We start from the raw sequence: 26,191 nt of genomic DNA, 5'->3' as shown, positions 1-26,191 counted from the left end.
GCATATATACCCGAGGCATTTAGCCCTATTTATCGATTTGCAAGGCTCGATTCGAATCTGGTTTTCTTTACTGCTGACACTGGTTCCCGTCGTCATATTCTGGCTGTGCTGGGGGCATCTGGCCGTGAATGTACCCAAGTGGGACGATCACGCCCTGAAAGCCTATTTGCTGTATAGCGAGCAGGAAACAGACGTTTCGGGTAAGATTTACCAGTTGTTCCGGCAGCACAACGAACACCGGATTGTGCTCGACCGGATGGTCACCTGGCTCGATTACAACCTGTTTGGCAAACTGAATTACCGGCATCTGATGCTGCTCGGTAATGCCAGCTTGCTTGGACTGCTGGCCGTACTGAGTGCCGTGCTGCACCGTACGGTCCGGTCAACCCGGCGTGAATCGGGTCTGGTGTACGCGGCTCCGGTGGCGTTTCTGCTATTCAACCTGTCGTCGTGGGAAAATGCCTTTTGGGGCATGGCCGCCCTCCAGAATTTCTCGGTCGTGCTGTGGGTGATGGGTAGTCTGTACTGCCTCACCGTGGGCTGGCAGGTGTGGGTAGCTGTGGGCCTGGCCATTCTGGCAACGCTCACAAGCGGTAACGGCCTGTTAATCTGGCCAATCGGGGTGGTTGTATTACTCCTACAACGGCAATACCGCCCGCTTTTAGGTTGGAGCCTGAGTGCCCTCGTTGTGATTGGCCTTTACTTTCTGGGCTACGAAAACCCCGAAGGAAATCCACCCGCACGGGGCAGTGTGCTCGACTTTTTCAAAGGCTGGCTGGCGTTCAACGGTGCGGCCGCCGACGTATTTCCTCTCGGCAACCCGTTCCTGCTCTGCTTATTCCTCGGAAGTGTACTCACCGTGGGGGTCTTGGGGGCCGCTCTTTGGGTATTCATTCGTGACCTCCTCCCCTATGCACTATCAAAAACATGCCAAACAACCCCACGCCCGGCAGCGGGAAACCTGTTTTTTGTAGGCTGTGCCGCCTTTTTGCTCGGTACAGGGCTAATCGTAGCGTGGTCGCGGGTAGGGTTCGGTCTGGATGTGCTCATCACCAGTCGGTACAAGATTTACTCGCTGCTCCTGATGGCAGTGGCCTACGTGTATGCCATTGCGCAACTGGCTCCCCGATGGCGGGGGCTGGCGGGGACCGTGGGCCTGGTGGGTAGCGTTGCAATTGCCGGGCTTTCGTACGTGGTGTATGCCGATGAAGTGCTCTGGTGGCGACGCTGGCTGCTGACCAACCAATTTAACTGGACCTATCTGAGCAACCGCCCGGTATCGGGTATCGACCCGACCACGGCCCGCTGGGTCGACAATGCCCCGGCATATTATGATCGCTGCCTGCCCGCCCTGTACGGCCCGGCTGAGGCTGGGGCGGTTCAACTCGATACTGTGTACGAAGCGGGTGGGCAGTTTGTGGTCAAGAGTGCTGCCCCCAGTTTAGCAGCCCTGCCACAACCGTCGCTCCGGCAACCCGATGGGGGCCTGACCCTCATCCTGCAATCCGACAAGCGAACGTATCTGTATGGCGCGCTCCCCAACCCGGCCGACAACCCCAAAACAGCCCTGAAGCGGGGAATCTTCCCCAATCGTGACCTGTTGGTGGTGTTTCCGGCCGCCGAGCCCGCTCCCGATCAGTACCGGCTTTCGGTGCTGGCCGTCGACCCGGTTTCAGGGGCCTGCACGGTTCACCCGACTGGCCGTACACTCGTTGTTCAACCCCGTTCATCAACCGACCTTAAAAAGAATTGGTAACGCAACCGACACGCCGACACGCTGCACCGGGCAACACCGGTTTGAATGGTCGCAACCTGGCAACCGGGCTTTTGCTCGCAGTCCCCATAGGTATCGTACTGGCCACGGTGCTCACCTACGCGCTCAATCTGCCGTATTGGGACGATTATCTGGTGCAGGAACAGTTGCTCTTGCTGAAATCACAGCCCTCCGGACGGCTCAAACTACTACACCTGTTCGATCAGCACTGGGAACACCGGATTGTTTGGACCCGGCTGGTATTTGCTGGTTGGTACAAACTCAACGGCGTGCTCAATTACTACGGCCTTACCCTGGTAGGCGTGAGTGGCCTGCTGGCCCTCATGGGTGTACTCATTCTGGTGTTTCGGAAAACGGGGCTTTCACTGCTGTATCTGCTACCGGTGCCGTTCTGGCTGTTTACGCTGCAATCGCACGAGAACCTGCTCTGGGCCATGGCCTCTATCCAGAATTTCTGGGTGTTGGTATTCGCTCTGGCAAGCTTTTATCTGCTGGCCCGGCCGGTCGGGTGGTCTCGCCTGCTGGCGTTGGCCTTAGCCGTTTTGGCTACCTATACCAGCGGCAACGGCTCTTTAGTATTGCTGGCCGGGCTGGCGGTGCTGATCTGGCAGGCCATTACGGGCCGGGTTCGGTTCGTGTGGGTTGGCGGATGGCTGGCCGTTACGGCCCTGAGTATCGCCGGGTATTTTTACCACTACAGCCGTATCACGTTTTTCCCCTCACCATTCCGCTATCCGTTCATCGATTGGGCGAAGGCTTTTTTTGTGTTTTTCGGTGCTTTTGCCGACCCTTACCCCTACTCAGGCGCGGCTGCATACGGCTACGAAAACCCGCTCGGCCTGACCATCTTTCTGGGCATAGTCCTCGTCGGAGTGGGTGGGTATCTGACCTGGACCGACCTCTGGGAAACCGTTCAAAAGCGGAAGGGAACACCGGGCAAAATAACGCCGGGGGGACGCATTAACCTACCCGATTTCTTTCTGGCTACCCTACTCTTTTTGCTCGTTACGGCAGCCATTACCGTGTACTCACGGGTTGGTTTTGCGGGGCCGGGTTACCTCTTGCAGGGACGCTACAAAGTATATTCAGCGCTGACGCTGGCAGTCGTGTATCTGTACACCCTGTACCGGCTGGGTCGGGCTCAGAAGACCCTATCAGCCCCGGTTCTGGGCGTGATTGCCACGCTCTCCATAGGGCAAAGTTTGTTGTCCGACTACCTGTGTCTGGAGGGGATTGTCAATCAGCATCGGCGCACCACGGCTGAGTATTTCAACTACCTGCTCAACACCCCGCTGAAGCAACAACTGGCTTTAAGCACCCTGTTTATCCCGACGGAAGAGACATTTTTTAGTGGCCAAACTCGTCAGTTAGCCGTCCAGTCGTGGCTCAACGCACCCGCAAGTGCCAAACTAGACCGCTTTAGTAGTCAGACGTTTATGTATTGGATCGAAAAATCTAACACTGTTAACCCGACACTAAACCGACCGACCGATGGCACCTACGTATACATGACCAGCGGCACGCACACCTACCTGTTTGCGGCCCGCCCCCTTCGGCCCGCTCCGCTGGCCCTGGGTGGGTTCGACGGATATTTCCGGCCTGAAGGCATCCGGGCGCAGGTGTTACAGGAACACCTTAAACCGGGCACGTACCGAATAGGCCTGTTAACCAACCGGGCCGGGCAGCTGCACCTTTCCATGACCCCACAAACCGTAACGTTTACATCCCTGTGAGCAACCTCCGAAATCACCTTGTACAGCTGGACGGCCTCCGGTTTATTGCCGTTACGCTCGTCATGCTCGACCACTGGCTGGGCGAGGCCAACCCGTTTCCGCTCGGCTACTTCGGCGTGAACCTGTTTTTTGTATTAAGCGGCTTTCTCATCACCCGGATTCTCATTCACAGTCAGCAACGCGACACCGAACTTGGCCGGGGTCACGGGCACTCGCTCAAAGTCTTTTTTATCCGGCGGAATCTCCGCATTTGGCCCGTGTATTACCTCACCATCCTGATACTGGCTTTGGTACATTTTCAAGGCGTGCGGCTCTCGTTCTGGTGGCTCATTACCTACACCACCAACTTCTGGATTGTGATTCACCAAAGCTGGCTCGGCGCTATTGACCACCTCTGGTCGCTGGCGGTAGAGGAGCAGTATTACTTATTTTTTCCGTTCCTGCTGCTGTTCACGCCCGAGCGGTATCTGCTCCGAATGCTCTGGAGTCTAATCGGGCTTTCGGTGGTCCTGCGGATTCTTCTTTTTGCCACCCATGCTCCCTGGATGACCCAGTTTGTGATGATGCCTACCTGCCTCGATGCCTTCGGGCTGGGCGGTATTCTGGCCTGGCTCATCGTGTACCGGAAAGAAGCGTTTGAACGACTCGTCATGAGCAATGCCTTTTTGCTCGGCAGCTTTGTACTGTACATCGTTCATTTGTACGTGATGCTCACGGTGGAGCCTAACCGCAACCTGTTCACCGACGTCACCGACCGGTTTATTACCTCCGTTTTCTGTGCTGCAATCATCGGCCGGGCAGTGCTGGGCTTCGGGCAACCGCTCAAGGCAATTCTGGAGAACCGCGTAGCTACCTACCTGGGCCAAATCAGCTACGGCCTTTATCTGTTTCACAATATCGTGTTCAATTATTACCACACCCAACCCACGTTTCCTACGCTCCGGGTCTGGAACAAAGCCGTGTCGATAGTACCTTTTTTGAACAGTACCCCCCTTTTCCAGTTGGCTTATTTTTATGCCCTGACGGTACTGCTGGCGGCTTTGTCGTGGCACTTAGTCGAGAAACCAATCAACTCGCTGAAAGGTAAATTTTCTTATTAATTCCCGGCTCTTTATCCATTTGGCGGATTCCCACTCGATAAAGTCCTATTTGGGGGACGGTTTAGACCCCAACAATTACTTATATTTGTGCGTCATCAAGTCAATGATGAATGGTAAGCGATGAATGATAAACCCTTAATACTCTATCATTTCACCAAGATCTTGTTCATCATTCATCATTCATTATTCATCATTTCTCTATGAGTCTTCTGCTGTCAATTGTCATGCCTGCCTACAACGAAGAAGAGTGTATTGAACTCGTTGTTCGGCAGTGGTGCGATTTACTGGACCGCCAGTTCCCGACTGACAATACACGCCTGATTGTTATTAACGATGGTTCCCGCGACAAAACGGGGGCTATTCTGGACAGCATCAAAGAACGCTATCCAAAGCTGATGGTTGTTCATCAGCCCAACGGAGGTCATGGTAATGCGGTGGTAAACGGGTACCGTCAGGCGGTTGCGCTCGATTCGGAATACGTGTTCCAGACCGATAGCGACGATCAGTTTGTGACGGCCGATTTTGAAAAACTCTGGGCCAAACGCGATCAATCAAACTTTATACTGGGCTACCGGGAGGTACGGCACGATGCCACCACCCGACTCTGGATTACCCGCGTGCTGCGGGGTAGTATCGCCCTAATCTATGGAACGTATATAATGGACAGCAATATTCCGTTCCGGCTGATTCGGGGTAGTTTCCTGCGCAAGCTGCTGGCTCAGCTTCCAACACCCACGCCATTTGCGCCTAATATCTTCTTGGCGGTCATGGCCAAAAAAGCAGGCAACGAGACCTTCGATATACCCATCACGCACAAAGAGCGCGAAACGGGCACCGTCTCGATTATGAACTGGAAGCTTCTGAAAGTTTGTATGCAGAGCTTTGCCGAGCTGGCCCAGTTCCGTATGCAATTGGGTAGTAAAGTAAAAGCTTTACGTAGTGCACCCGAAGCCCAGCGTGCGGTCAACAACTAATTGCCAGGGGTGCATGGTCTGTACGTGCCGTCTCGATTCGGGCGGCACCCGCTATTTACTCTGGCCTGCTTATGGCTTATGGCCATTCCTCTTACCAGAATTACTCAACAATTTAACTTAAATGAATGAGCGGCCGACACAACTGGTGGCTCAACGACCCCTGTACATGAAGCATAAATATGTCATTATCGGCTCTGGACCCACGGGCTTAGGCGCTGCTTACCGGCTTAAAGAACTCGGCGTTACAGATTTTATCGTTTTAGAAAAAGAAGACCGCATTGGCGGCCTGGCCAAAAGCTTTGTCGACGACAAGGGGTTTGTGTGGGACGTGGGTGGTCACGTGCAATTTTCGCACTACAAATATTTCGACGACCTGATGAACAAAGCCCTCGGCGAAGATGGGTGGCTGCGGCATCAGCGCGAGTCGTGGGTATGGATTGAGAATCGGTTTGTGCCGTATCCGTTCCAGAACAACATTAAGTACCTCACGCCCGAAACCATGTGGAAATGCCTTGAGGGCATTATCCAGGTTTACAAGAACCCCACGATGCAGAAGCCTAAAAACTTCCGCGAGTGGATTCTGCAAACGTTCGGGCCGGGGCTTGCCGAAACGTTCATGTTCCCGTACAACTTTAAGGTATGGGCCTTCCCGCCGGAAGAAATGAACGCCGTATGGGTGGGCGAACGCGTAGCCGTTACCGACCTGGCACGGGTTACCAAGAATATTATTTTCAACCAGGAAGATTTCTCGTGGGGTCCCAACAGCACGTTCCAGTTCCCGAAACACGGCGGAACGGGCGGTATCTGGGAGTCGGTAGGGAATCTGGTGGGTCGCGAAAACATCAAGCTCAACGCCAGCGTGGATCAGGTGATTGGGGCCGAAAAGAAGATTATTCTGAGCAACGGCGAAACGGTTGAGTACGAATACCTGCTCAATACCATGCCGCTCGACATCTTCTCGAAGAAAGTGCAGGGACTCGACGCCGAAACGGTGCAAACCGCGCAGGGCCTGAAACATTCATCGACCAACGTGGTTGGGGTTGGGCTCAAGGGGCAACCGAAGCAAAGCCTCGAAACTATGTGCTGGATGTATTTCCCGGAGGCCAATAGCCCTTACTACCGCGTGACGGTGTTCTCCAATTACAGTCCAAACAACGTACCCGACAGCAGTCAATATTGGTCGCTGATGACCGAAACGAGCGAGTCGTCGGCCAAACCCGTTGATCGGCAGACGCTTATCGACGATACGGTGCGGGCGTTGAAAGAAGATCAGCTCATTACCGATGACGACGAGGTGGTATCGACCTTCCACGTGGCTTTCGACTACGGCTACCCGACACCATCGGTAGAGCGCGACAGTATTCTGAAAGCGGTTCTGCCAAAACTGGAACCCTTTGGTATTTACTCACGGGGTCGGTTTGGGGCCTGGAAGTACGAAGTGAGCAATCAGGACCACTCACTGATGCAGGGCGTTGAGTGGGCCAACCGCATGGTTGCCGATGTCCCGGAATTGACGTTGTTCTTCCCCGATACGGCCAACGCCATGTGGGGGAAATAAAAAGTTTATAGTTTATGGTTTTTAGTTTATGGCGGCCGACGTTCCGGTTTATTGTTGTTCCGAAACCATAACCCGGAACGTCGGCCGCCAAAATCTATAGACCATAAACCAAAAATCAATACGTGAAGAGTTGCACCGCTGAATGGGTCGGAACCGGGTGTCCGTCGTTGGCCGTGCAACTCTTCCCATTTTACCTGTACAACGCTAAACGCTGTTTATGAATCGGAGAATCTGGCTTGGTATCGGTGCGATAGTCCTGCTGTTGGGCGGGTGGTTAGGCTTCAGGGCTTTCCATTCAAACAGCCCACTGTCGGTCCTCGTCCCGTCGGATGCCCTGCTGGTTCTCGAAAGCACCCACCTGCTCGACTCCACCACCGCGCAGATACAGCGGCAGTCGTTGACCCTCAATCAAATACCCCTTTTCGAGCAGGCTGTAGCGCACCTTAGCCGTAACCTACTGGCATCGGGCGATACCACGCGGCTGCGGCAGTTTTTACGCAACCGCCCCGTGCGGTGCTCGCTGCACCCCGTCAGCAAATCGACGCTCGATTTTATCTTCTACATCCCGGTAAGCACCGAGGCCGACCGGGTGGTTGTAAGCCAGATTCTCAGCCCCGACCCGAACCGGTTTCGGCTACTGACCCGGCCGTTCAACGGGGAGCGGGTTAGCGAGCTGGTTAGCCTCCGCAACGAATCGTACGGCCATTTTTTACAGACCGACGACGCGCTGATCTGCAGCGGATCGGGGGTACTGATTGAAAACGTGGCCCGTCGGATGCATAGCCCTAACTTGCTGACAGACAGTGAAGAGCTAACCACGGGCGAAGGCCAACTGGCAGGTCTATCGGTACGGCCCGAAGTATTGCAACGTCTGTTTGGCGAAGGTAATACCTCGCTGGTTCGGCTGTTTTTGCCCGAACACCTGACGCTCCGGTTTCGGAACACCGACTCCCGAACGCACCTGGTAGGGTATGCTTCGGATCAGATCGGGCAACGGGCCGATGTGGCCGCCCTGTTTCAAAATCAGGCCCCGCGCCGGATTTTGGCTGGCCAACTGATCCCGCAAAACACCTCGTCGGTGTACCATATTAGTCTGAGCGACGGGGCCGCGTTTGGGAAATCGATCCGGGCGCTGCTGGCGTCTAACTCTGACGACCGACTGCAAGACCGGCTTGAACGCATCGCCCCCGAAACCGATAATTTTTACGGCGCCATTGGGTCTGATGTCTTGCTGTGCCGATTGGAGTCGCCCGACGCCCGTACCCGGCAGGTGCTGGTGGTGCAGGGCCGCGACGGGGCTGCCCTTGCGCGGGCGTATCAGCAGATTGCGTATCGCCTTGGCGCGGCTACACCGGCTCCGCTCAAAACGTTTCTGGGCCATAAAACCCTGTTGCTCAACGTGGCCGAGCTGCCCGCTACGCTGTTTACAAGTTTGTTTGCCGGTTTTCGGGAAAGCTGGGTGACGCAGCACGGCTCAGCCCTGATTGTGGCCAACAGCGAAGATGTGATGCAGGAATACCTGAAGCAGATCACCCAAAAAACGGTCTGGGCAGCCGACGAACGACAGAGCAGCCTACTGGCACAAACTCTCCGCCCGGCCAACTTTACAGCCTTTGTGCGGCTCAACCGCAGCTCTGAAAGCGTACCTGAGCGGTGGCCCGCTCCCTGGCGCAAACTGCTCGGCCGACCGTTTGCCGGTTTCGATAACCTCGAAAACATGGTGTATCAGGCCAGTTACGGCAACGAAAAAATCCTGTCGACGCTTATTTTGGGCCGTACTACCCGCCGGGCGAGTGGGGCGGTACTGAACAAGGTCCTCCTGCGCCGGAAAGTAGAGTTTAATGCTTCGCTCATTGCGGCTCCGGTGGTGGTGGGTTCACTCGCCGACGGATCGGCTCAGTTTTACGCGCAGAATAGGGCAAGTCAGTTTGTGCTGGTCACGCCCGAAGGCGACAAAATTGTGCAGGATACCACCGATGGCCCCATTCGCAGCAACGTGATTGCGACCGATTTTCTGGACAATGGCCGGTTGCAGTATCTCTTTATGACTGACCGGCGGCTCTACGTGGCCCAACCGGGTAACCAATCGGTTAAGCTACAGGTAATTCGGTTGCCCGCCGGCCTGAACCCGACCCTGCTCGCCCAGCCGCGTGGCAGTCGCCAACGTTCTATTGTGGCCCTTGCCGCGCATACCGACGGGCATATTTACGCCCTTGATCGGCAAAAACGCCAGTTTGTGCGCCTGATGACCGCCCAAACTAAAGGGCCGCTCCAGCTGCCGTTTCAGGTTATCGACACCCCAACGGGCATGGAGGTGCTGGCCATGCAGGGAAACGGTATTTTGAACCGATGGCGCGACGATGGTACCCCCGTTACCCACTTCCCGGCCAAGCTCGACCTCTCGTTTGTGAGCCCGGCGCTGCAACCGGCCAATGCTGATTATATGCAGGCCATTACCGAACAGGGCGAATTGCTTCGGCTGAACCCCAACGGCCTCATTGCCAGTCGGAATGGGCTTTACCGACCAGTGCGGGCAGGTTCGTTCCGGTTGTTCCCCGATGTGAGTCAGCAAACGTGGCTACTTATGCGCACCTCCGATACCGAAGCCGCCATTCTGGACCAGCAGGGCAACGAACGGTTTGCGGTACGCGGCCTACAACCCGACCAAACGAGCATCCGCTACCACCGGCTGGGGGGCGGTATCGAATTAATCAGTCTCAAATCGGGGAGCTTCACCACCCTCTATACACTCGATGGTAAACGCATTGGCGACCGGCCCATTCCGAGCGATTTTCCGGTTGCCTTGCAGTTTGACGAATTAACGAACGAACTTTACGTTCTGAGTGGCATCCAGAAAGCGGTGCAACTTTTCTCGATTCGGCTGCGCTGAAAGGTCGTTGCTCCTGACAGACAGCCTACTAACTTGACCTGACACGTGAATAAACCATGTAAAATGAACCATGAACTTTTCCGCTGGCTACAGCCCCTTGATCGTTCATTTTACATTCCACATTGACTGAGTGCTTATAACATGAAATACCTGGTCCGCTATACGTTTCTTTTTTTGGCTATTGCTCTGTGGGCAGGCGGCTGCTCGCGCGAGGTGATGAAATGGTATTATCAAACGAATCTGGTTGCCGATGATTACCGGTATGGCGATTTGTATCGATTAGCGAATCTGTCCCAGTTCAAAGATCCGCTGGTGGCCTGCCGAGAGGCTTCAACGCCGGTGCTATCGAGCGATACGGCCCGCACCCATCTGTATTTGATTGGCGATAGTTTTGCCGAGCCGCAGCGAATCAGCAAGGCCGATTTTCCGGTGAGCTATTATCAGTACGTACATTGGGACACCCGCCATACCGCCCAACTCGATACGACAAAGTACAATGTCCTCCTCCTCGAAACGGTAGAACGCCATTTTCGGGAACATTTCTCGCGTCCGGTAGCCGAGCTGACCCTCGTCCCTGACACTACGCAACGGACCACCCCTACCCCGGAGCCCCTGACCCGGCAGTTGTTTGCCCTGATTCAGTCGAAAGGGATTGAAGAGCGGCTCGAAACGGTCTTGTTCAGTCAGGACTTTTTTCTGTGGTTTAAGGAGTTGAAAGCGGCTATGAATCTGGGTTGGTTCGACCGGACAACGCCCAAAGTAGGGATTTCGCATGACCGGCAGCACCTGTTTGTCGACCTCGATACCGACACCACCAAACGGCTGAACTCGTCGTTTGTCGCCCTACCCGATTCAGAGCTGAATGCCCTCGTCGACAGTGTGAACGCAACGGCCGCCCGGTTTCGGCAACAAGGGTTCGACGCGGTCTACTTGTCGGTTATCCCGAACAAAGCGAGTATTCTGGAACCCGAACGGGGCGCGTACAACCGCCTGATCGAGCGGGTACAGCAACACCCGCGCCTACAGGTACCGATTGTTGATATTTATTCGGTGTATGCCCGGCAACCAAAGCAGGTGTACGCCTTAGGTGATTCGCACTGGAACTGCTACGGCCGCTCTTTGTGGCTCAAAGCCGTCAACGAACGTCTGGCCCGCTAAGAGTTTTACACGATGGGTAACGCCCAGGGCTTTCGGTACTGTGCCCGTACCAGCTTGTTGGCTTCGAGATCGTTACGTACGGTCTGGGTCTGTTCGTCCCAGTGCAGTTTACGACCTAACCGATAAGCCATATTCCCTAATTGTGCGTTCACGGCGACATGTCGTCCTACTTCGGCTGGCGCGTTGGGTTGTTGTCGGCTGCGTACACATTCCACAAAGTTGAGGGTATGCCGGTCGAGGTCGTTGGTATAGCGCCGTTGCAAGGGCATGGCTGGCGTCAGATACTGTCCCCCGTCAATCTCGGGTAGCAGTTCCCAGCCGTCGCGGTCGGTCACCAGTGTACCGAGGTTACCGATGAAAGCTACCCCATGTTCGCGGCCGTAGGGTCCCCGACCAATACCAATGGCTTGCTCCCACTGAATGGTAAATTGTCCGTAATCGAAAAGCACCTGTAATGTATCGGGGGTCTCGCCAGCATGGTCGGGAAATCCAAATCGGCCACCCGCAGCCATCACCGACACAGGCGTGGTTACGTTCATACCCCACAGCGCCATGTCGATCATGTGCGCCCCCCAGTCGGTCATGAGGCCGCCCGCATAGTCCCAGAAATAGCGGAAGCTACCATGAAACCGGCTTTTGTTAAAAGGGCGTTCGGGGGCAGGGCCGAGCCAGGCCGCGTAGTCGACGCCAGCTGGCACGGGTTCATCGGCCACGACGGGGAATTTTTTACCATAAGGCATATACGCCCACGTTTTCACGAGCCGCACGGTACCGAGCTTTCCTGAGCGCACATAATCAATGGCCGCTTTCCAATGGCTTCCGCTACGCTGCCACTGCCCCACTTGCACAATACGATTATGCTTTTTAGCAGCAGCTACCATCAGGTTACACTCCTCAATTGAGTTGGCAAGTGGTTTTTCAACGTACACATCCTTTCCGGCCTGACAGGCCATTACAGCGGGCAGGCAATGCCAATGATCGGGCGTACCCACAATGACAGCGTCGATTTCTCTGTTATCCAGCAGCTTCCGAAAGTCAGTGTACAAGGTCAATTTGGGTGCAGCACCAGCAGCAGCGTTGTTCTTCTGTAGCTCAGCTGCACGCCGGTTCAGTACATTCTGATCGACATCGCACAGGCCAACACATTGCACAGCAGGATGTTTGAGCATCGATGTCAGATCAGCCCAACCCATATTATTGCAGCCAATCAGGGCAACCCGCAACGGATCGGCTGCTACCAAACCGGTACTCGCCTGAGCAGACTCAATGGTTGGCAACAGGGTACCAGCAACCAGCTGAGAGGAGTTCTGGAGAAACGTTCGGCGGGAAAGTGAGGACGACGTCAGGCTCATGGGAACAGGATAATAAGGGTTGAAAAGACACAGGCAAGAGAGCCATAGTAGCGTGTTTCTACTCAATCAAAGCCTTTTACGATTTCAACCTACGCGCCTGGGCTCGTTACCTCAATGAATCTATCATGGACAAACACAACTCAGTCAGTACCGTTGTAGGGGTACGGTTTCTGAAAACCAGTATCTATCAACCAAACCCCACAACAATGCCACGCGGAGATAAAGGCGCCTACACCGATAAGCAGAAACGGCAGGCCGAACACATCGAAGAGAGTTACGAAAAGCAGGGCCTCCCCGAAGAGGAAGCCGAACGTCGGGCCTGGGCAACGGTTAACAAAACATCGGGCGGAGGTAAGAAAAGTGGCTCCGGTCGGGGGCGGGCCGAGAACCAGCAACCCGCCCAAACCGGTGGTCAGAAAGGTGGAGCATCTTCGGCTGCGCGAACGCCCGAACAGCGATCGGCTTCGGCCCGGAAAGCCGCCGAGACCCGGAAACGAAACGCAGCGGCTAAAGCTGCCTAATAGGTAGTTTAGTTCTTAGAAAAGAAACGCGGGCGTCATCCGTCCAATTCCCGGATGACGCCCGCCAATACCTGTCTATTCTAAGCCTGAATCCAATAAGTCCGTTTAACCACTCACGGCAGCGTGGAGGTCAACGTTGCGTAGGTCAGCTTTTTCACCGTAGCCCCCGAGGCCGAGCGAAGCGAAATCCGGCTCATGTCGCCTTCGGGGAAAAAGTTGCTCGTCAGCACGCTTAGTCCGTTATCCGCAAACAGCTCAACCGACGCTACATCAACCAGCAGGGTCATCGTCAGGGTTTTATCGGTGGCTAATCGCGGGGCCGTGTTTCGTTTACCAAACCCCTTCTCAAAGCTTGTTTTACCCGACCGACTGCGATCGATAAAGTACGCGTTGGCCGTTTTGTCGTAGCCAATCACCAGCTCATTACCCGCATCATTCGTCAACACAACCGACACATCTTCGGTTGCCGACGCCGTAAACGTAAGCCGGAATGGCCCCGTCAGCTTCCCCACCGTGGGGGTGAGGTCGTACTGCCCCTTTACGCTTACCGAATTCAGCGTAGTTGGTTTAGCCGCCAATGTATTCAGTTCGGCTACCGGGTTCGAGGCCAGATACAGCTCATTACCCACCTCCCGAATCGACAGCTCACGGGGCACCGTAGTAGCACTGCGCCAAGGGTCGGTAGGCACCTGTTGGGCGTATTGCCAGTTGCTCATCCAGCCCATCAGAACAGTTCGGTTGCCGGTATTGGCAAACGTCACACCCGCATAATTGTCAGGCCCAAAGTCCATCCACTGAGAAGCCTTGTTGTAGGGCTTAAAGGTCTTACCATCGAAATCGCCCAGAAAATACTGCGTTGCCGAGCCACCGTTAGGCCCGCCGGGGTTGATACTCACCAGCAACACCCATACGGTTTTACCCTTATGCTGCAATGGAAACAGGTCGGGGCACTCCCACACGCCCCCGTGTGCGCCCAAATCACGCCCGAACTCACTTGCTTTTGTCCAGTTTTTCAGGTCGGGCGAGGTATAAAACGTGACCCGGTCTTTTGTAGCCAGGGTCATAATCCATTGTTTGGCAGGCTCATACCAGCGTACTTTCGGGTCGCGAAAATCGACAATACCGGGATTAGGCAGCACCGGGTTTCCGGTATATTTCGTCCAGGTTTTGCCATCGTCGAGGCTGTACGCCAGGCTTTGATACTGAAATTTCTCGGACTTGGCTTTCTCCAGCTTGGGGTTGTGATGCGTGAAAATGGCCACGAGTGGCACCTGCCCGTTTCGCCCGAAACCACTCGTGTTGTTCACGTCAACTACGGCGCTACCTGAGAAAATATAGCCCAGACTGTCGGGGTAAAGGGCAATGGCTTCTTCGCGCCAGTGCAGCATATCGGCGCTGGTAGCGTGCCCCCAGTGCATAGGGCCCCAGGTAGTTCCGTCGGGGTAATACTGAAAAAACAGGTGATAAACGCCCTTGTGGTACACCATTCCGTTGGGGTCGTTCATCCAGTGAGCCTTGGGCGAAAAATGGAAGCGAGGGCGGTGCGGCTCGGTCGGGGCCGAGGTCTGCGCCCATGCCGGCGCACTCAGCGAAGCGAGGATAGCCAGACAGGCCAGTAGCTTTTGCATCGGTTAGAGTCGGTTTGATTCGAAAAACGATGCCCTAAGTTATCGCCCAACCGGGACTTTCTCCGACACGCGCGTCAGGATAATTGCCCGGCATCGGGCCCGGCAGGTAAAATTGGGGGTGTGTCAGTCGTATCTTTTAAAGCCACCCCGGTGAGTTTCAACCGGAAAGCCTCGCTAACCAGATACATAATTTTTTCGACGGCCATAGCCGGGGGTAATCCCTGCTGTCGGATATTGGAGATGCAGTTCCGGCGCTCGTCGGTCAGGCCGGGGGCGGGAGCAAAAGTCAGGTAAGCCCCCAGGCTATCGGCCGAGCTTAAGCCGGGCCGTTCGCCAATGAGCATGACCACCATCCGGGCGTTCAGCAAGTGGCCAATTTCGTCGCCTATGGCTACCCGTCCCTGCTCCACCAACGTCAGCGGAGCGAGTGTAAATCCCTGATCTCTTGACGCTTGTACCAAACCCTGCACCACAGTCCCGGCGTACAGGTTCACCGCCGTAGCCGACAATCCATCCGCCACCACAATAGCCACATCGGCCGGCTGGGCGGCTATTTCGCGGAGAGCCTCGGCCGATTGAGGGGCCAATTGCCGCCCGTAGTCGGGGCGTTGCAGGTACATATCCCGGTGTTCGGCCCGGCTTTGCAGCCAGTACACAGGCAGCTCAAGTGGAGCGAGTGCCTGCATCAGCGCGTCCGTATCGAGCGCAGAATATACGGCGTCTTTAGCGTGAGCATGAGCCAGCCGAAAAGCCAGCGAAGCCCGCACCGGCACCGAAACTCCCGTTTTGCCAAGTGCAATCCGGGCTTCGGTAAACGCCTTCAGGGCTGTCCACTCATCGGTTTCGACGGGTAATTTTTGGGGCTCGTTCATTCGCTAAACAGACCTGCGTATAGTTGTGGCTGACTCCCGGTAAACAGGCGATTGCCGTCCGTATCCATAATTCCCTGCCGATGCAGCCACGCTTCAAACTCAGGGGCCGGCCGGAGTCCGAGCGCCTTACGAACGTACAGCGCATCATGAAACGAGGTCGACTGGTAGTTGAGCATGATGTCGTCGGCACCGGGTACGCCCATGATAAAGTTGACCCCGGCCACCCCAAGCAACGTCAGCAAGGTATCCATATCGTCCTGATCGGCGTTGGCGTGATTGGTGTAACAAATATCCATACCCATCGGCAAGCCCAGGAGCTTGCCGCAAAAGTGGTCTTCGAGGCCCGCCCGGATAATTTGCTTCCCATCGAACAGATACTCAGGGCCAATGAAGCCAACCACCGAGTTGACTAACAAAGGGTTATACCGGCGAGCCACGGCATAGGCCCGGGTCTCGCACGTTTGCTGATCGAGACCGTGATGGGCATTGGCCGAGAGCGCGCTCCCCTGCCCCGTTTCAAAATACATCAGGTTTTGACCCAGCGTACCCCGGCCGAGCGAAAGCCCAGCCTCGTAGCCCTCTTGCAACAAGGCGAGGTTGATGCCAAAACTGGCATTGGCCCCCTCCGTGCCGGCAATCGACTGAAACACCAGATCGACCGGCACCCCTTGCTCCACCAGTTGAATCGTGGTGGTGATATGGCTTAACACACAGCTTTGGGTCGGTATCGAAAACCGTTCCCGGAGGCCATCGAGCAGGTACAACAGCTTGGCCGTTGCGGCCGGGCTGTCGGTGGCCGGGTTTATGCCAATTACCGCATCGCCACTGCCGTAAAGTAGCCCATCGAGTACGCTCGCGGCAATACCACGCGGGTCGTCGACGGGGTGGTTGGGTTGGAGCCGGGCCGAAAGTTGCCCTTTTTTGCCAATTGTATTCCGAAACCGGGTGACTACTTCAATCTTCTGCGCCACCCGAATCAGGTCCTGATTACGCATCAGCTTCGATACGGCCGCCACCATTTCGGGCGTGAGGCCCGGTGCCAGTTGCCGCAGCGTTTCGGTATCGGCCGCATCGGCCAGTAGCCAGTCGCGAAAGTCGCCTACGGTAAGGTGACTTACCGGCGCAAACGCGACGGGGTCGTGCGTGTCCAGAATCAGCCGGGTCACTTCGTCGGACTCGTAAGGTACCACGGCCTCGTTCAGGAACGTCCGCAACGGTACATCGGCCAGAGCGAGTTGAGCCGCTACCCGTTCTTCGTAACTATCGGCAGCTACACCCGCCAGCCCATCGCCCGACCGGGCCGGGCTAGCTTTGGCCAGCAGCGTTTTCAGGTCTTGGAACCGGTAGGTAAACCCCCGAATCGTACATGCATAGTTCATACCCATTCAGACAGTGCCATTGGCCTCTACCGAGAGCGAGTTGGGTGCCTTACGGTGCTTACCGGCCGCGACAAACAGCAGCGTTACGAGCACCAGACCTCCCACAAACAGCCCACTCAGCCAGGGATAAAAATACACCATAGCTACCAGTGCCACAATGGCCAGGCCCAGCGCGATAGCCGGAAAATAGGGATAAAACGGGGCGCGAAACGGCCGGGCCATCTCAGGCCGGCTCACCCGTAGTTTAAACAGGGCGAGCATACTAATGATATACACCACCACCGCCCCGATCGTCGACAGGATAACCAACTTACTCGTATCCAGCAGCGTCAGCGCCAGAATACCGAGTGCCCCACCCACCAGCAGCGCCACGTAAGGCACTTTGCGGGTATGGCTCACCCGCGCCAGTCCGGCAGGTAAATACCCACTCCGGGCTAAGGCAAACATTTGCCGCGAATAGCTGATGATGATACCATGAAACGACGCAATCAGGCCAAAAAGGCCCACGCTTGCAAATAGTTTGGTCAGCGGATTGTCGCGGCCGAGCACCAGGGCCATCGACTCGGGCAAGGGGTAATCAAGGCTGTCGAGCTTGTCCCAGGGCGCAATCCCACCTACGCCAATCATCACCGCCAGGGCCAGAATGGTGAGCGTCAGCAAGGCTGAAATGTACCCTTTGGCAATGGCGTTGTTGCCATCTTTAACCTCCTCGGCTACCATAGCCACACCTTCCAGACAGACAAACAACCAGATGGCAAACGGAAGAGCCGCAAACACGCCCCCCCAGCCAAACGGCATGGGATTATGCAGAAACGTTTGGAGTTGAAAATGCGGAGCCACTACCCCAATAAACACCAGCAACTCGCCGATAGCCAGCAGGGTCATGATGAGCGAAAACCAGGCGGCCTCCTGAATACCCAGCATATTGACGCCCGTAAACACGACAAACGACACGATGGATGCCGGCACAATAGGCACCGCTGGGTACAGAAAATGAATGTAACTCCCCAACGCGAGCGCAATGGCCGGTGTTGCCAGCAGAAACTCAATCAGGGTGGCATACCCAGCCACCAGCGCCCCCAATGGCCCGAACGCTTTGAGTGCGTAGGCAAACGGCCCGCCCGCGTGCGGAATGGCCGTAGTAAGCTCAGTGAAGCTGAAAATAAATGTGAAATACAGCAGCGTAATCACCAGTGTTGCCAGCAACAGGCCAACGGTACCGGCTACGCCCCACCCGTAATTCCAGCCGAAATACTCACCCGAAATCACCAGCCCGACGCCAATGGCCCACAGGTGAATAGGCTTAAGTGCTTTTTTTAACGAAACCTCGTCTGTCTGCATGGTTTAGGGTTTATCGTTTTGGGTTTATCGTTTGTAGTTGCTTCGAAACAATAAACCAAAAACTACATACTTAGCTCTTGCGCACGCTCAGGGCTTTGCCTTCGCCCCCAATAAGTGGATCGGTGAAGCCCGCTTTACCCGTTTCGACCCGCCCGGCAAACCGCTGCTCAAACCGGTCATGTCCGGCTATGCGTACGCTCACATCGTACCAGTTGTAGCTGGCTTTCAGGTCAACTTCAACCGTTTGCGTAGCTCCTTTAGCACCCGCCTTGGCAAGCGTAACCGTTTGAGGTTTCGCTCCGTACGCATTATCCAGAATCTGAACCGTGTAGGCACGATTGGCATCGGTATTGGTGAGGGTCAATGTTAAATCGCCCGTAAGTGCGTTGCGCAGGCCCCGTTTATAGGCCGACTTGATAGTCACGGCCGGGGCTTCGGTAGCCAGATTAAACTCCCGGAAAAAGCCGTTAGGCCCGTACACCCGCACCGGATAGGCCCGGTCGAAACTGTCGGTCAGGGTGTCGCCCGCAGCCACCGTGTACGACCGGACAAGCACGTCGTTGTCGAGTAGCTGATACACATGAAACGGCGCCCCCAGCGATTTTGCCCCAAACACCTGACGCCCGGCCGACAGGCGTAACGTCAGCTTGCCGTTCTGAAGCGTGGCCTCAGCCCCCAGCTCGTACGGCAAGGCACACGACGGACGCACCCCGCGCTCCTGACCAAAGCCAGCCGCTATCGGGTTCGTATGCAGGCGGTCGAGGTCACTGGCCGAAAGTGCCTTAAAGCCCGTCGGCACTTCTTTAAATTGTGCCTTATGAATTCCCTCAATAAAGGTTTGTTTCTGCACCGAAGCGGGCATGGCAATTTTTTCGCCGTGGTACGGCCGAAACACCGATGTCAGGTCTCCGCACACGGTCCGTCGCCAGGGGCTGATGTTGGGCTCCTGAATCGTTTTACCCGTTTTGTGGCTCAGAAACCGCTCCAGCAGTTGGAGCACGGAGGTATGGTCGAACACCTCGGAACACACATAGCCACCCCGGCTCCAGGGCGAAGCCACCAGCAGCGGCACCCGGAAACCCAGCCCAATGGGGCCAGTACGCCCACCGTTAGGGCGTTTAGATTCCTGCTCGGCCGTTACAAACTCCTGCCGGGTATCAACATTTCGGCTGGTTAAGCCCGTTTCGGGTTTGTCGGGGTGAGCCGGCACAAACGGCGGCACGTGGTCGAAATAACCATCGTTTTCGTCGTAGGCCAGAATAAAAATCGTTTTCTTCCAGACCTCCGGGTCTTTGGTCAGAATATCCATCACCTCCGAAATGTACCAGGCCCCGTACCAGGGGGCACCGGGGTGATCGGAGAAGTTTTCGGGGGCCACGACCCACGAAACGGTCGGGAGTTTCCGGTTTTCGACATCGGCCCGGAACTGATGCAGCACATCGCCTTTGGGCACCGTCATCCGGCGTTGGGTATCACCATCCTGATAACTGACCGTCGAAAGGGTCCGGTAATCGGGGTCGCCGGTATTGGTGGTAAACGCTTTCTGATGCAGGTTTTTCTCCCGCGCCGACAGGCTATTGAATTTTTCGGGAGCGTATTTCACCAGATCCTGCTCAATGTACCCCATAAACCGCCGGGCGTTGTCGAGTTCGCGCCGGGTGCGGGCATAGGCGGCATCGGTCTCGGTCAGGGTTTGCAGCTTCGCTTCCAGCTCTTTAATGGTAGCCGGAAGCACCTTCTGCTGCTTTTGAATATACGGATAATAGGCCGGGTGGAACCGCACGTTGTACTGCGTAAACCACTCAATCGGGTTATCGGTAAAGTTGCTCAGCCAGCCATCCTCATCGTTGGAGAGGCCCGTGGGCAGGCTCAACTCGTTCTGGTATATTTTCCACGAAATACCGTTGTCTTCGAGCCGTTCCGGAAAGGTAGTCCAGCTTGCTTCGCGCTCGTACGTCACGTTTTCGTTGCGCACGTTGGCCATAGCGTTGGGGTCGCGGGGGTCACGCAGGGTGCCCGTCCAGAGGTAAAGCCGGTTGGGAGTGGTACCCGTTAGCGACGAACAGAAGTTCTGGTCGCAGATCGTAAAGGCGTCGGCTAAGGCGTAGTAAAACGGAATGTCTTCGCGGTCGTAGTACCCCATGGTCAGGGGCATATCGGCATAATTTCGGTTGCCCGATCGTTTTGAGTCGAGCCATTTATCGTAACGCCCCCCATTGCGGGCATCTACCTGATTTTCCCAGGAGTGCGGCAGGGCACTCATCCAGGTGGCTTTTGTGTCTTTAATATTTAGCCGGAAGGGCGCGTAGGTCTGCCCGGCTTTATTCGTCTGAAACCAGACTTTCCGTTTGTTGGGGAGGTCAATGGCGCGGGGGTCGTTGAAACCCCGAACGCCCTGAAGGGTACCAAAGGCATGGTCGAACGAGCGGTTTTCCTGCATCAGAATCACCACATGTTCGGCATCGAGGTAGGTAGTACCCGGCTGCGGGTCAATCGCAAATGCCTTCTGAATGGAGGCAGGCAGCGCCCCCGATAGGCCCGCCGAGAGCAGGGCCGCCTTTTTAAGAAATTCTCTACGTGAGTCCATACTGTATCGCCACCCAAAACGCTAAACCGTAAACCAAAAACTATAAACCCTAAACTGTAAACACTAACTTAGGAAGGATCCAGCCTTCCTAAGTTAGTAAACTATAGCCCAATCTATTTTAAAATCCACATAGCCTGATTGAAATCATCGCTACCGCCGTACTGACTGGCGATGGCCTGTTTCACATTCTCGGTGTTGTAATCCAGCTCTTTCTGCGGGTACAGCCACCGAACCGGCATCTTGTTCGAAGGCGTGTTGCTGTTCGAAGCCGGGTTAATCGGGAACGCCGGGTAGCCGGTCCGCCGATTTTCGAAGAACGCGTGGAATGGTGCCTGCAAGTAAGTACTGAGGTAGCTCTGCGTCACAATTTGTTCAATCTGCTTCTCGTTCGAACCCGCCAGTTTCACCTTATCCGAAGCCAGATACGTAGCAATGTACGCATCAGTAATCTTCATGTTGTGGTGATAGAGCGCGTTGTCGGGGGTATAATTGGCCGTAAACTGCATGGCCGCCCGAATTCCGTCGTTATAATAGGTAGCTGCGGGCGTCCCCGAAATCCAGCCCCGCACGGTAGCCTCGGCAAGCATAAACTTCAACTGCGCGAAGCTCATGAGCGCCACCGGCTCGGCATTAGGCAGCTCGGTGTACCGGCTGTTGAGGGGCGAGTAATCTTTGGTCGAGAAGATTTTCGTGATGTCGGAGTAGATCATCGACGGGTCGGTACCCTTGTAGGCGGCATAATCGCTCATCGACTTACCGGCGGCAATCTGCACCGGCGAGGGATTGGCGTAATAAAATAACCGCCGGTCGTCCAGATCTTTGAGCTTACCAATCAGCACCTCCGACACCATCGGGTAAATAACCGAGGGGTTCCCCAGCTTGAAAAACGGGTACCGCTGACCCGCCTTATCGGAGTAAACCAGCTGAAAATTATCGGCATTGCTCTGGAAGATAGGCCGGGTATTAACAATCTCCTTAAACCGGTCGACCACCCGCAGGTCGGCTTCGCCTGTTTTCTTGTACAGGTTAAGCAGTACGTACAGTTCAAAGGTATTGACCAGCTTGCGCCACTTGGTCACGTCGCCCCCGTACACCGGGTCTCCGTCAAACTTCACCCCCTGCGCGAAGAGTTTATCGGCTTCGTCGAGCTCGTTCAGAATACCCACAAATACCTGTTTCTGGGTGTCATACTTCGGGGCAATCACGTTGGCTTCGCCTTTGAGGGCATCCGAATACGGAATGTCGCCCACGCGCATGGTCAGCTCAAAAAACTTCCAGGCCCGCACAAACTTACCGAGTGCGGTGTACGAATTTTTATAGGCATCCGGGGGCGAAAACGAAATCATTTTCTCGACGTTGGTGAGCGTCGGCAATCCATCGAAGCTTGTCCGGCCGAGGTAATTGTACTGCAGATCTTCGGCAAATTCGGTGTAGATCACCGACTTACTCAGGAAGTGCGGAGACAGAAACCCTTTCTGCCCGCTCACGGTCCCCTCTGTAATGTTCAGAATCAGGCCCGTGGCCAGCATGGGCGCGGTAGCCCGCACGGCCGCATCAGGGTTTGAGTTAAGTTCTTCAAACTCTCCGCAACTGCTTAGCATCAGGGCGGTCAGGCCGAAGAGCGTCAATCGTTTTATAGCTGGTTTCATCGGAAATTCGGTTAAACAAATGGGTTTTGGTTTTGGGTTTATGGCCGCCGGGCTTCTGATGACCGAACGGGCAAATTGGCAAGTGAAGCCTTATCTATCAACGAGTTGACCATCGGCCACATCCATACACTAAAAACCAAAAACGATAAACTACAGGTTGTTTAGAACGTCAGTTGAAGGTTACCCCCTACGTACCGGACCGAGGGCGACGTCAGCTGGGTATCGTCGGCCTTGTCGGGGTCGGCAAACCGGAAGGCTTTCGCCCACATCCAGACGTTCTGTCCCGTAAACGAGATCGTTGCCGAGCGAGCCCCGAAACGCCGGGCCACGGCTGCTGGCACGTTGTAGCCAATCGAGAGTTCGCGCAGTTTCAGGAAAGTAGCATTCGTCACCCCACGGGTACCATCCCCGTAGGCGCGGGCATAGTCCTGATACGACACTTTAGTTTCGTTCTTGGCAAACTGCCGGGTATCGCTCGTGATGTTACCGAAGTTGTCGTACTTCACTTCGCCGGAGGCAACCACAACACCGGTACCCACATACGACTTGTTTTTGTTCACCACCTCATCGTACCGCCAGAAATTGTCGGAATCAGGGTGCGAGCCCGTATCCCACATTTTGTACGCCGAGTAGTTATTAAGTACCCCACCCACGCGGCCGTCGAAGCTAACCCCAAACCGGAAGTTGTTCCAGCGGATGTTGTTCGACAAACCCCAGACAAATTTGGGATCGGTGTAGCCGTAGAGGTAGCTATAGTCGCTCTGCAACGGCAGGCCGTTGGTACGATGCACCACGTTACCCGTCGGGTCGGTCACCCAAACGCGGCCCGTATACGTATCGGTACGGCCACCTTCGGTAGTCCAGCTGTTTTTGGCCGAATACGTGGGGTCGAGGGTTTTGAAATAACGGTGGTTGTACGAATAGTTGGCCACGGCATCCCAGCCAAAGTTAGCCCGCTTCATAACAGCGCCTTCGAGGCTCAGCTCGACACCCCGACGCACGTACGTCTCGTCGATGTTGATGAGCGTGGAGGTGAAACCCGATGACGACGAGATGTTAGCACTCCGCTGAATGTTGTAATTGTACTTGTCGAAATAAGCCGCGTCGAACTTGAAGCGCTTACCCAGGAAGTAGGCCGAGGTACCAATTTCCCACGTCCGGTTGGTTTCGGGGTTCACGGCCCCACCCCGGATCGTGGTTGGGTACACCGCCGAGTTGAGGTTATCCCAGTCGGCTGTAACCGTGCCGTACGTTTGGTTGGTGGCATACACACCGAGGTCGCTTTTCGACATGGTCCACGAGCCGCGTACCTTCCAGAAATCGAGCCAGGTAGGCAGGGCATCGGTAAACTCGCTGATAACCACACTACCACCTACCGAGGGATAGAAGTAAGACCGCGAAATGCGGGGCATGGTTGAGCTCCAGTCATTCCGGCCCGTTACGTCGAGGAAAAGGCGGTTTTGGTACGACAGCGTCGCCTTGGCAAACAAGCTGTTCACCTGCTTGCGGTTCGTGAACGTACTCACGTTAGGCCGCTCTACTGAGTTGTTGAGCGAGTAGAAGCCCGGAATCACGATACCACCCCGGGTAGCACTGTACAGGCCCTGATCGGTCCAGCGATACATGGTCCCCCCGGCGAGGGCGTCGACGGCAAACGGCCCAAACGTTTTGTTGTAGGTCATGATAGCATCGCCGTTGAAGCTGTAGCCCGAACGTTTGTCGAGCGAGTACAAACCGGCAGCATCCCAGCCCCGCGTAGAAAGGATATTGGGCGGGTTACGCTTCGTTTCGTCGTTCTGATACCAGTCGAAACCAGGCCGCACAATCAGCTTGGCCCCCGGAAACAGGGCGAGCGTAGCCGTGAGGTTGGCGTTCATCTTGTTCTGCTCAATACCGTTGAGTTTTTCGTAGGCCATCATGTACGGGTTGTCGTACCAGGCTTTGTAGTGCCAGTTTTGGCGCTCGTTCGGGATGAGCCAGTAGTCCTGATATTTGCTCAGATCGTATTCGGGTCCCATCCACATCAGAATGTTGTAGATGTAGCCCTGCGCGCTGTAGCCCGACCCGAATACCTGCGGGGCCGTTTTGCGGTTATAGCCCACCTGACTCGACAAGTTAAATTTGTCGCCCACCTTCATATCACCACTCAACGCAAAGTTGAACGCATTCGACTTCAGGTTTGGGTACTGCCCCTTGTTGTAAATGTGCGTCAGCGACGCCCGGAAACTGCCATTTTCGCCTGTTTGGCTAATGCTGATGTTGTTGTTGGTCACCATGCCCGGCACCAGAAAATCCCGGAAGTTATTCTTACCCCGCGATTGCAGCTCCATAAGTTCCATCTGCTTCGTTTCGGGGTTTAACTGCATGGCTTTGAGGCCAATGTCGAGTTTGGCACCCCATACATAGTCGGTAGGGTCGTAGTTGCCACCCAGACCGGCGCTGTAGCCCGTCTGCACTTCGGGGAGCATCAGGAAACCCGCATTCACCATGTTGTTGGAGTTCACCGTCACGGTGAGCCCTTTTGAGCCCGCGCCCCGCTTGGTGGTCACAATAACGGCCCCGCTACCCCCGCGCGAACCGTAGAGAGCCGCAGCCGTGGGGCCTTTCAGCACGTCGATACTTTCGATATCATCCTGCGGGATATTGCTCAGGTTCATGTTACCGTAGGGTACCCCATCAATCACGAGCAGTGGGGTTTCGCCCCGGAGCGAGAGCGTGGGCGCTTCGTTGAACTCGGTGCTGTTGCGCACCCACAGACCCGACACCCGGCCCGTGAGCGAGGTGGCCACGTTGAGGCCCTTCACGGTTTGCAAGGTGGCTCCGCTCACTTTTTGCACGGCATACCCCAGCGAACGCTCTTCGCGTTTGACACCGAGGGCCGTTACTATTACCTCATCGAGCTGCTTTTGATCATCGGCAAGCGTCACGTTAATTTCAGTCCGCGACCCCACAATTTCCTCTTTGGTTACGTACCCGATGAACGAAAAAATAAGCACATCGCCACTACCCGCTACCGACAACCGGTAGTTACCGCTTGCATCCGTCGTGGTGCCGCGCATGGTTCCTTTCACCGCAACGTTCACGCCCGGCAAGGGGGCATTGGTTTGCGCATCTTTCACCTGACCCGTCACCACTACATCGGCCGAGGGGGCTGTCTCAACGGAACCCGTAGTTTTAGCAGGGTTGCCGGTGGCCGTGAGCAGAATCCGGCCCGATACGTAATCGTACGATACCGACAGGGGCTTGAGCAGCCGGTCGAGGGTTTCGGCGAGGGTCGCCTGATTGACGTTGAGCGATACCAGTCGGTTCGGGTTAACCACCTGCCGACTGTAAGCAAACTTAACATCGGCCTGATTTTCGATCTGGCTCAAGACTGTTTTCAGCTCTTTAGCGTCGACTTTCAGCGTGATTCGGCGCCCGAAAATCTGCTGTGACTGTCCGTCGGCAGCGAGGGCTATCTGACAAAATAAGGTCAGAAAAAGTAAGTGCGGGATAAGGACTCGTAACGATGCCCGTCTGGGCACCCATTCGTTTAAAAATGGCTTCATAAGCGGTACTCGTTTAGGTGAAATTAGGTAGGACAGGTTTGGGGGCGATGCTTTCGGATCAACGATGAAACCAGGGCCCCAAAGCCATTGGCGGGCCAACGGCAGCTATAGCGCGGAGAGGTTTCTG

16 protein-coding genes are annotated in these 26,191 nt (G+C 55.5%); 8 read left to right on the top strand and 8 right to left on the bottom strand.

All coding sequences use genetic code 11. The features are described 5' to 3' along the window. The first annotated feature begins 37 nt into the window (after positions 1–37). From F5984_RS12105 to F5984_RS12075, 7 genes are all read left to right on the top strand, one after another. Positions 38–1,756, top strand: a complete 1,719-nt coding sequence (locus F5984_RS12105) for a hypothetical protein (RefSeq protein ID WP_152124537.1) — start codon at positions 38–40, stop codon at positions 1,754–1,756. Further along, positions 1,750–3,507 (top strand): hypothetical protein, encoded by a 1,758-nt coding sequence (locus F5984_RS12100; RefSeq protein WP_152124536.1) that lies wholly within the window; start codon positions 1,750–1,752, stop codon positions 3,505–3,507. Before F5984_RS12105 ends, F5984_RS12100 begins: the two co-directional genes overlap by 7 nt. Beyond that, complete coding sequence (locus F5984_RS12095) at positions 3,504–4,607, top strand: acyltransferase family protein (protein ID WP_246168944.1); 1,104 nt, start codon at positions 3,504–3,506, stop codon at positions 4,605–4,607. The genes F5984_RS12100 and F5984_RS12095 overlap by 4 nt, the downstream gene beginning before the upstream one ends. A gap of 200 nt (positions 4,608–4,807) precedes the next feature. Next, a complete protein-coding gene (locus F5984_RS12090) occupies positions 4,808–5,581 on the top strand; it encodes a glycosyltransferase family 2 protein (protein ID WP_152124535.1) in 774 nt (257 codons plus the stop codon). Positions 5,582–5,747: 166 nt separating this feature from the next. Further along, a complete protein-coding gene (locus F5984_RS12085) occupies positions 5,748–7,139 on the top strand; it encodes a protoporphyrinogen/coproporphyrinogen oxidase (protein WP_152124534.1) in 1,392 nt (463 codons plus the stop codon). Positions 7,140–7,356: 217 nt separating this feature from the next. Continuing rightward, positions 7,357–10,029 carry a hypothetical protein gene (locus F5984_RS12080; RefSeq protein WP_152124533.1) on the top strand — a complete coding sequence of 891 codons (2,673 nt, stop codon included), beginning with the start codon at positions 7,357–7,359 and terminating at the stop codon, positions 10,027–10,029. A gap of 141 nt (positions 10,030–10,170) precedes the next feature. Beyond that, positions 10,171–11,187, top strand: a complete 1,017-nt coding sequence (locus F5984_RS12075) for a hypothetical protein (protein ID WP_152124532.1) — start codon at positions 10,171–10,173, stop codon at positions 11,185–11,187. Between the two features lie 5 nt (positions 11,188–11,192). Here F5984_RS12075 and F5984_RS12070 read toward each other — a convergent pair whose 3' ends face one another. Further along, on the bottom strand, positions 11,193–12,539 hold the full coding sequence (locus tag F5984_RS12070) for a Gfo/Idh/MocA family protein (RefSeq protein WP_152124531.1): 1,347 nt from the start codon (positions 12,537–12,539) through the stop codon (positions 11,193–11,195). Positions 12,540–12,745: 206 nt separating this feature from the next. On the opposite strand from F5984_RS12070, the gene F5984_RS12065 reads away from it, so the two are divergent. After that, positions 12,746–13,060: a plasmid stabilization protein gene (locus F5984_RS12065; RefSeq protein WP_152124530.1), complete on the top strand. Its 315-nt coding sequence runs from the start codon at positions 12,746–12,748 to the stop codon at positions 13,058–13,060. A gap of 113 nt (positions 13,061–13,173) precedes the next feature. Here the strand turns inward: F5984_RS12065 and F5984_RS12060 are convergent, their stop codons facing one another. From F5984_RS12060 to F5984_RS12030, 7 genes are all read right to left on the bottom strand, one after another. Then, complete coding sequence (locus tag F5984_RS12060; RefSeq protein WP_152124529.1) at positions 13,174–14,688, bottom strand: glycoside hydrolase family 32 protein; 1,515 nt, start codon at positions 14,686–14,688, stop codon at positions 13,174–13,176. Positions 14,689–14,762: 74 nt separating this feature from the next. Further along, positions 14,763–15,560: an ethanolamine ammonia-lyase subunit EutC gene (eutC, locus tag F5984_RS12055; protein ID WP_152124528.1), complete on the bottom strand. Its 798-nt coding sequence runs from the start codon at positions 15,558–15,560 to the stop codon at positions 14,763–14,765. After that, positions 15,557–16,939: an ethanolamine ammonia-lyase subunit EutB gene (locus F5984_RS12050; protein WP_152124527.1), complete on the bottom strand. Its 1,383-nt coding sequence runs from the start codon at positions 16,937–16,939 to the stop codon at positions 15,557–15,559. The genes eutC and F5984_RS12050 overlap by 4 nt, the downstream gene beginning before the upstream one ends. Before the next feature lie 6 nt (positions 16,940–16,945). Continuing rightward, positions 16,946–18,280 carry an ethanolamine permease gene (eat, locus tag F5984_RS12045; RefSeq protein WP_152124526.1) on the bottom strand — a complete coding sequence of 445 codons (1,335 nt, stop codon included), beginning with the start codon at positions 18,278–18,280 and terminating at the stop codon, positions 16,946–16,948. 70 nt (positions 18,281–18,350) lie between these two features. Continuing rightward, positions 18,351–20,867 carry a phosphocholine-specific phospholipase C gene (locus tag F5984_RS12040; RefSeq protein ID WP_152124525.1) on the bottom strand — a complete coding sequence of 839 codons (2,517 nt, stop codon included), beginning with the start codon at positions 20,865–20,867 and terminating at the stop codon, positions 18,351–18,353. 113 nt (positions 20,868–20,980) lie between these two features. Beyond that, positions 20,981–22,516, bottom strand: a complete 1,536-nt coding sequence (locus F5984_RS12035) for a SusD/RagB family nutrient-binding outer membrane lipoprotein (protein ID WP_185155497.1) — start codon at positions 22,514–22,516, stop codon at positions 20,981–20,983. A 161-nt stretch (positions 22,517–22,677) separates the two neighbouring features. After that, positions 22,678–26,064, bottom strand: a complete 3,387-nt coding sequence (locus tag F5984_RS12030; protein WP_152124524.1) for a SusC/RagA family TonB-linked outer membrane protein — start codon at positions 26,062–26,064, stop codon at positions 22,678–22,680. Positions 26,065–26,191: the final 127 nt, after the last annotated feature.

The sequence above is a fragment of the Rudanella paleaurantiibacter genome, from assembly GCF_009184635.1.
GTDB classification, from domain to species: domain Bacteria; phylum Bacteroidota; class Bacteroidia; order Cytophagales; family Spirosomataceae; genus Rudanella; species Rudanella paleaurantiibacter.
This window is presented reverse-complemented; position numbering and strand designations above follow the sequence as displayed.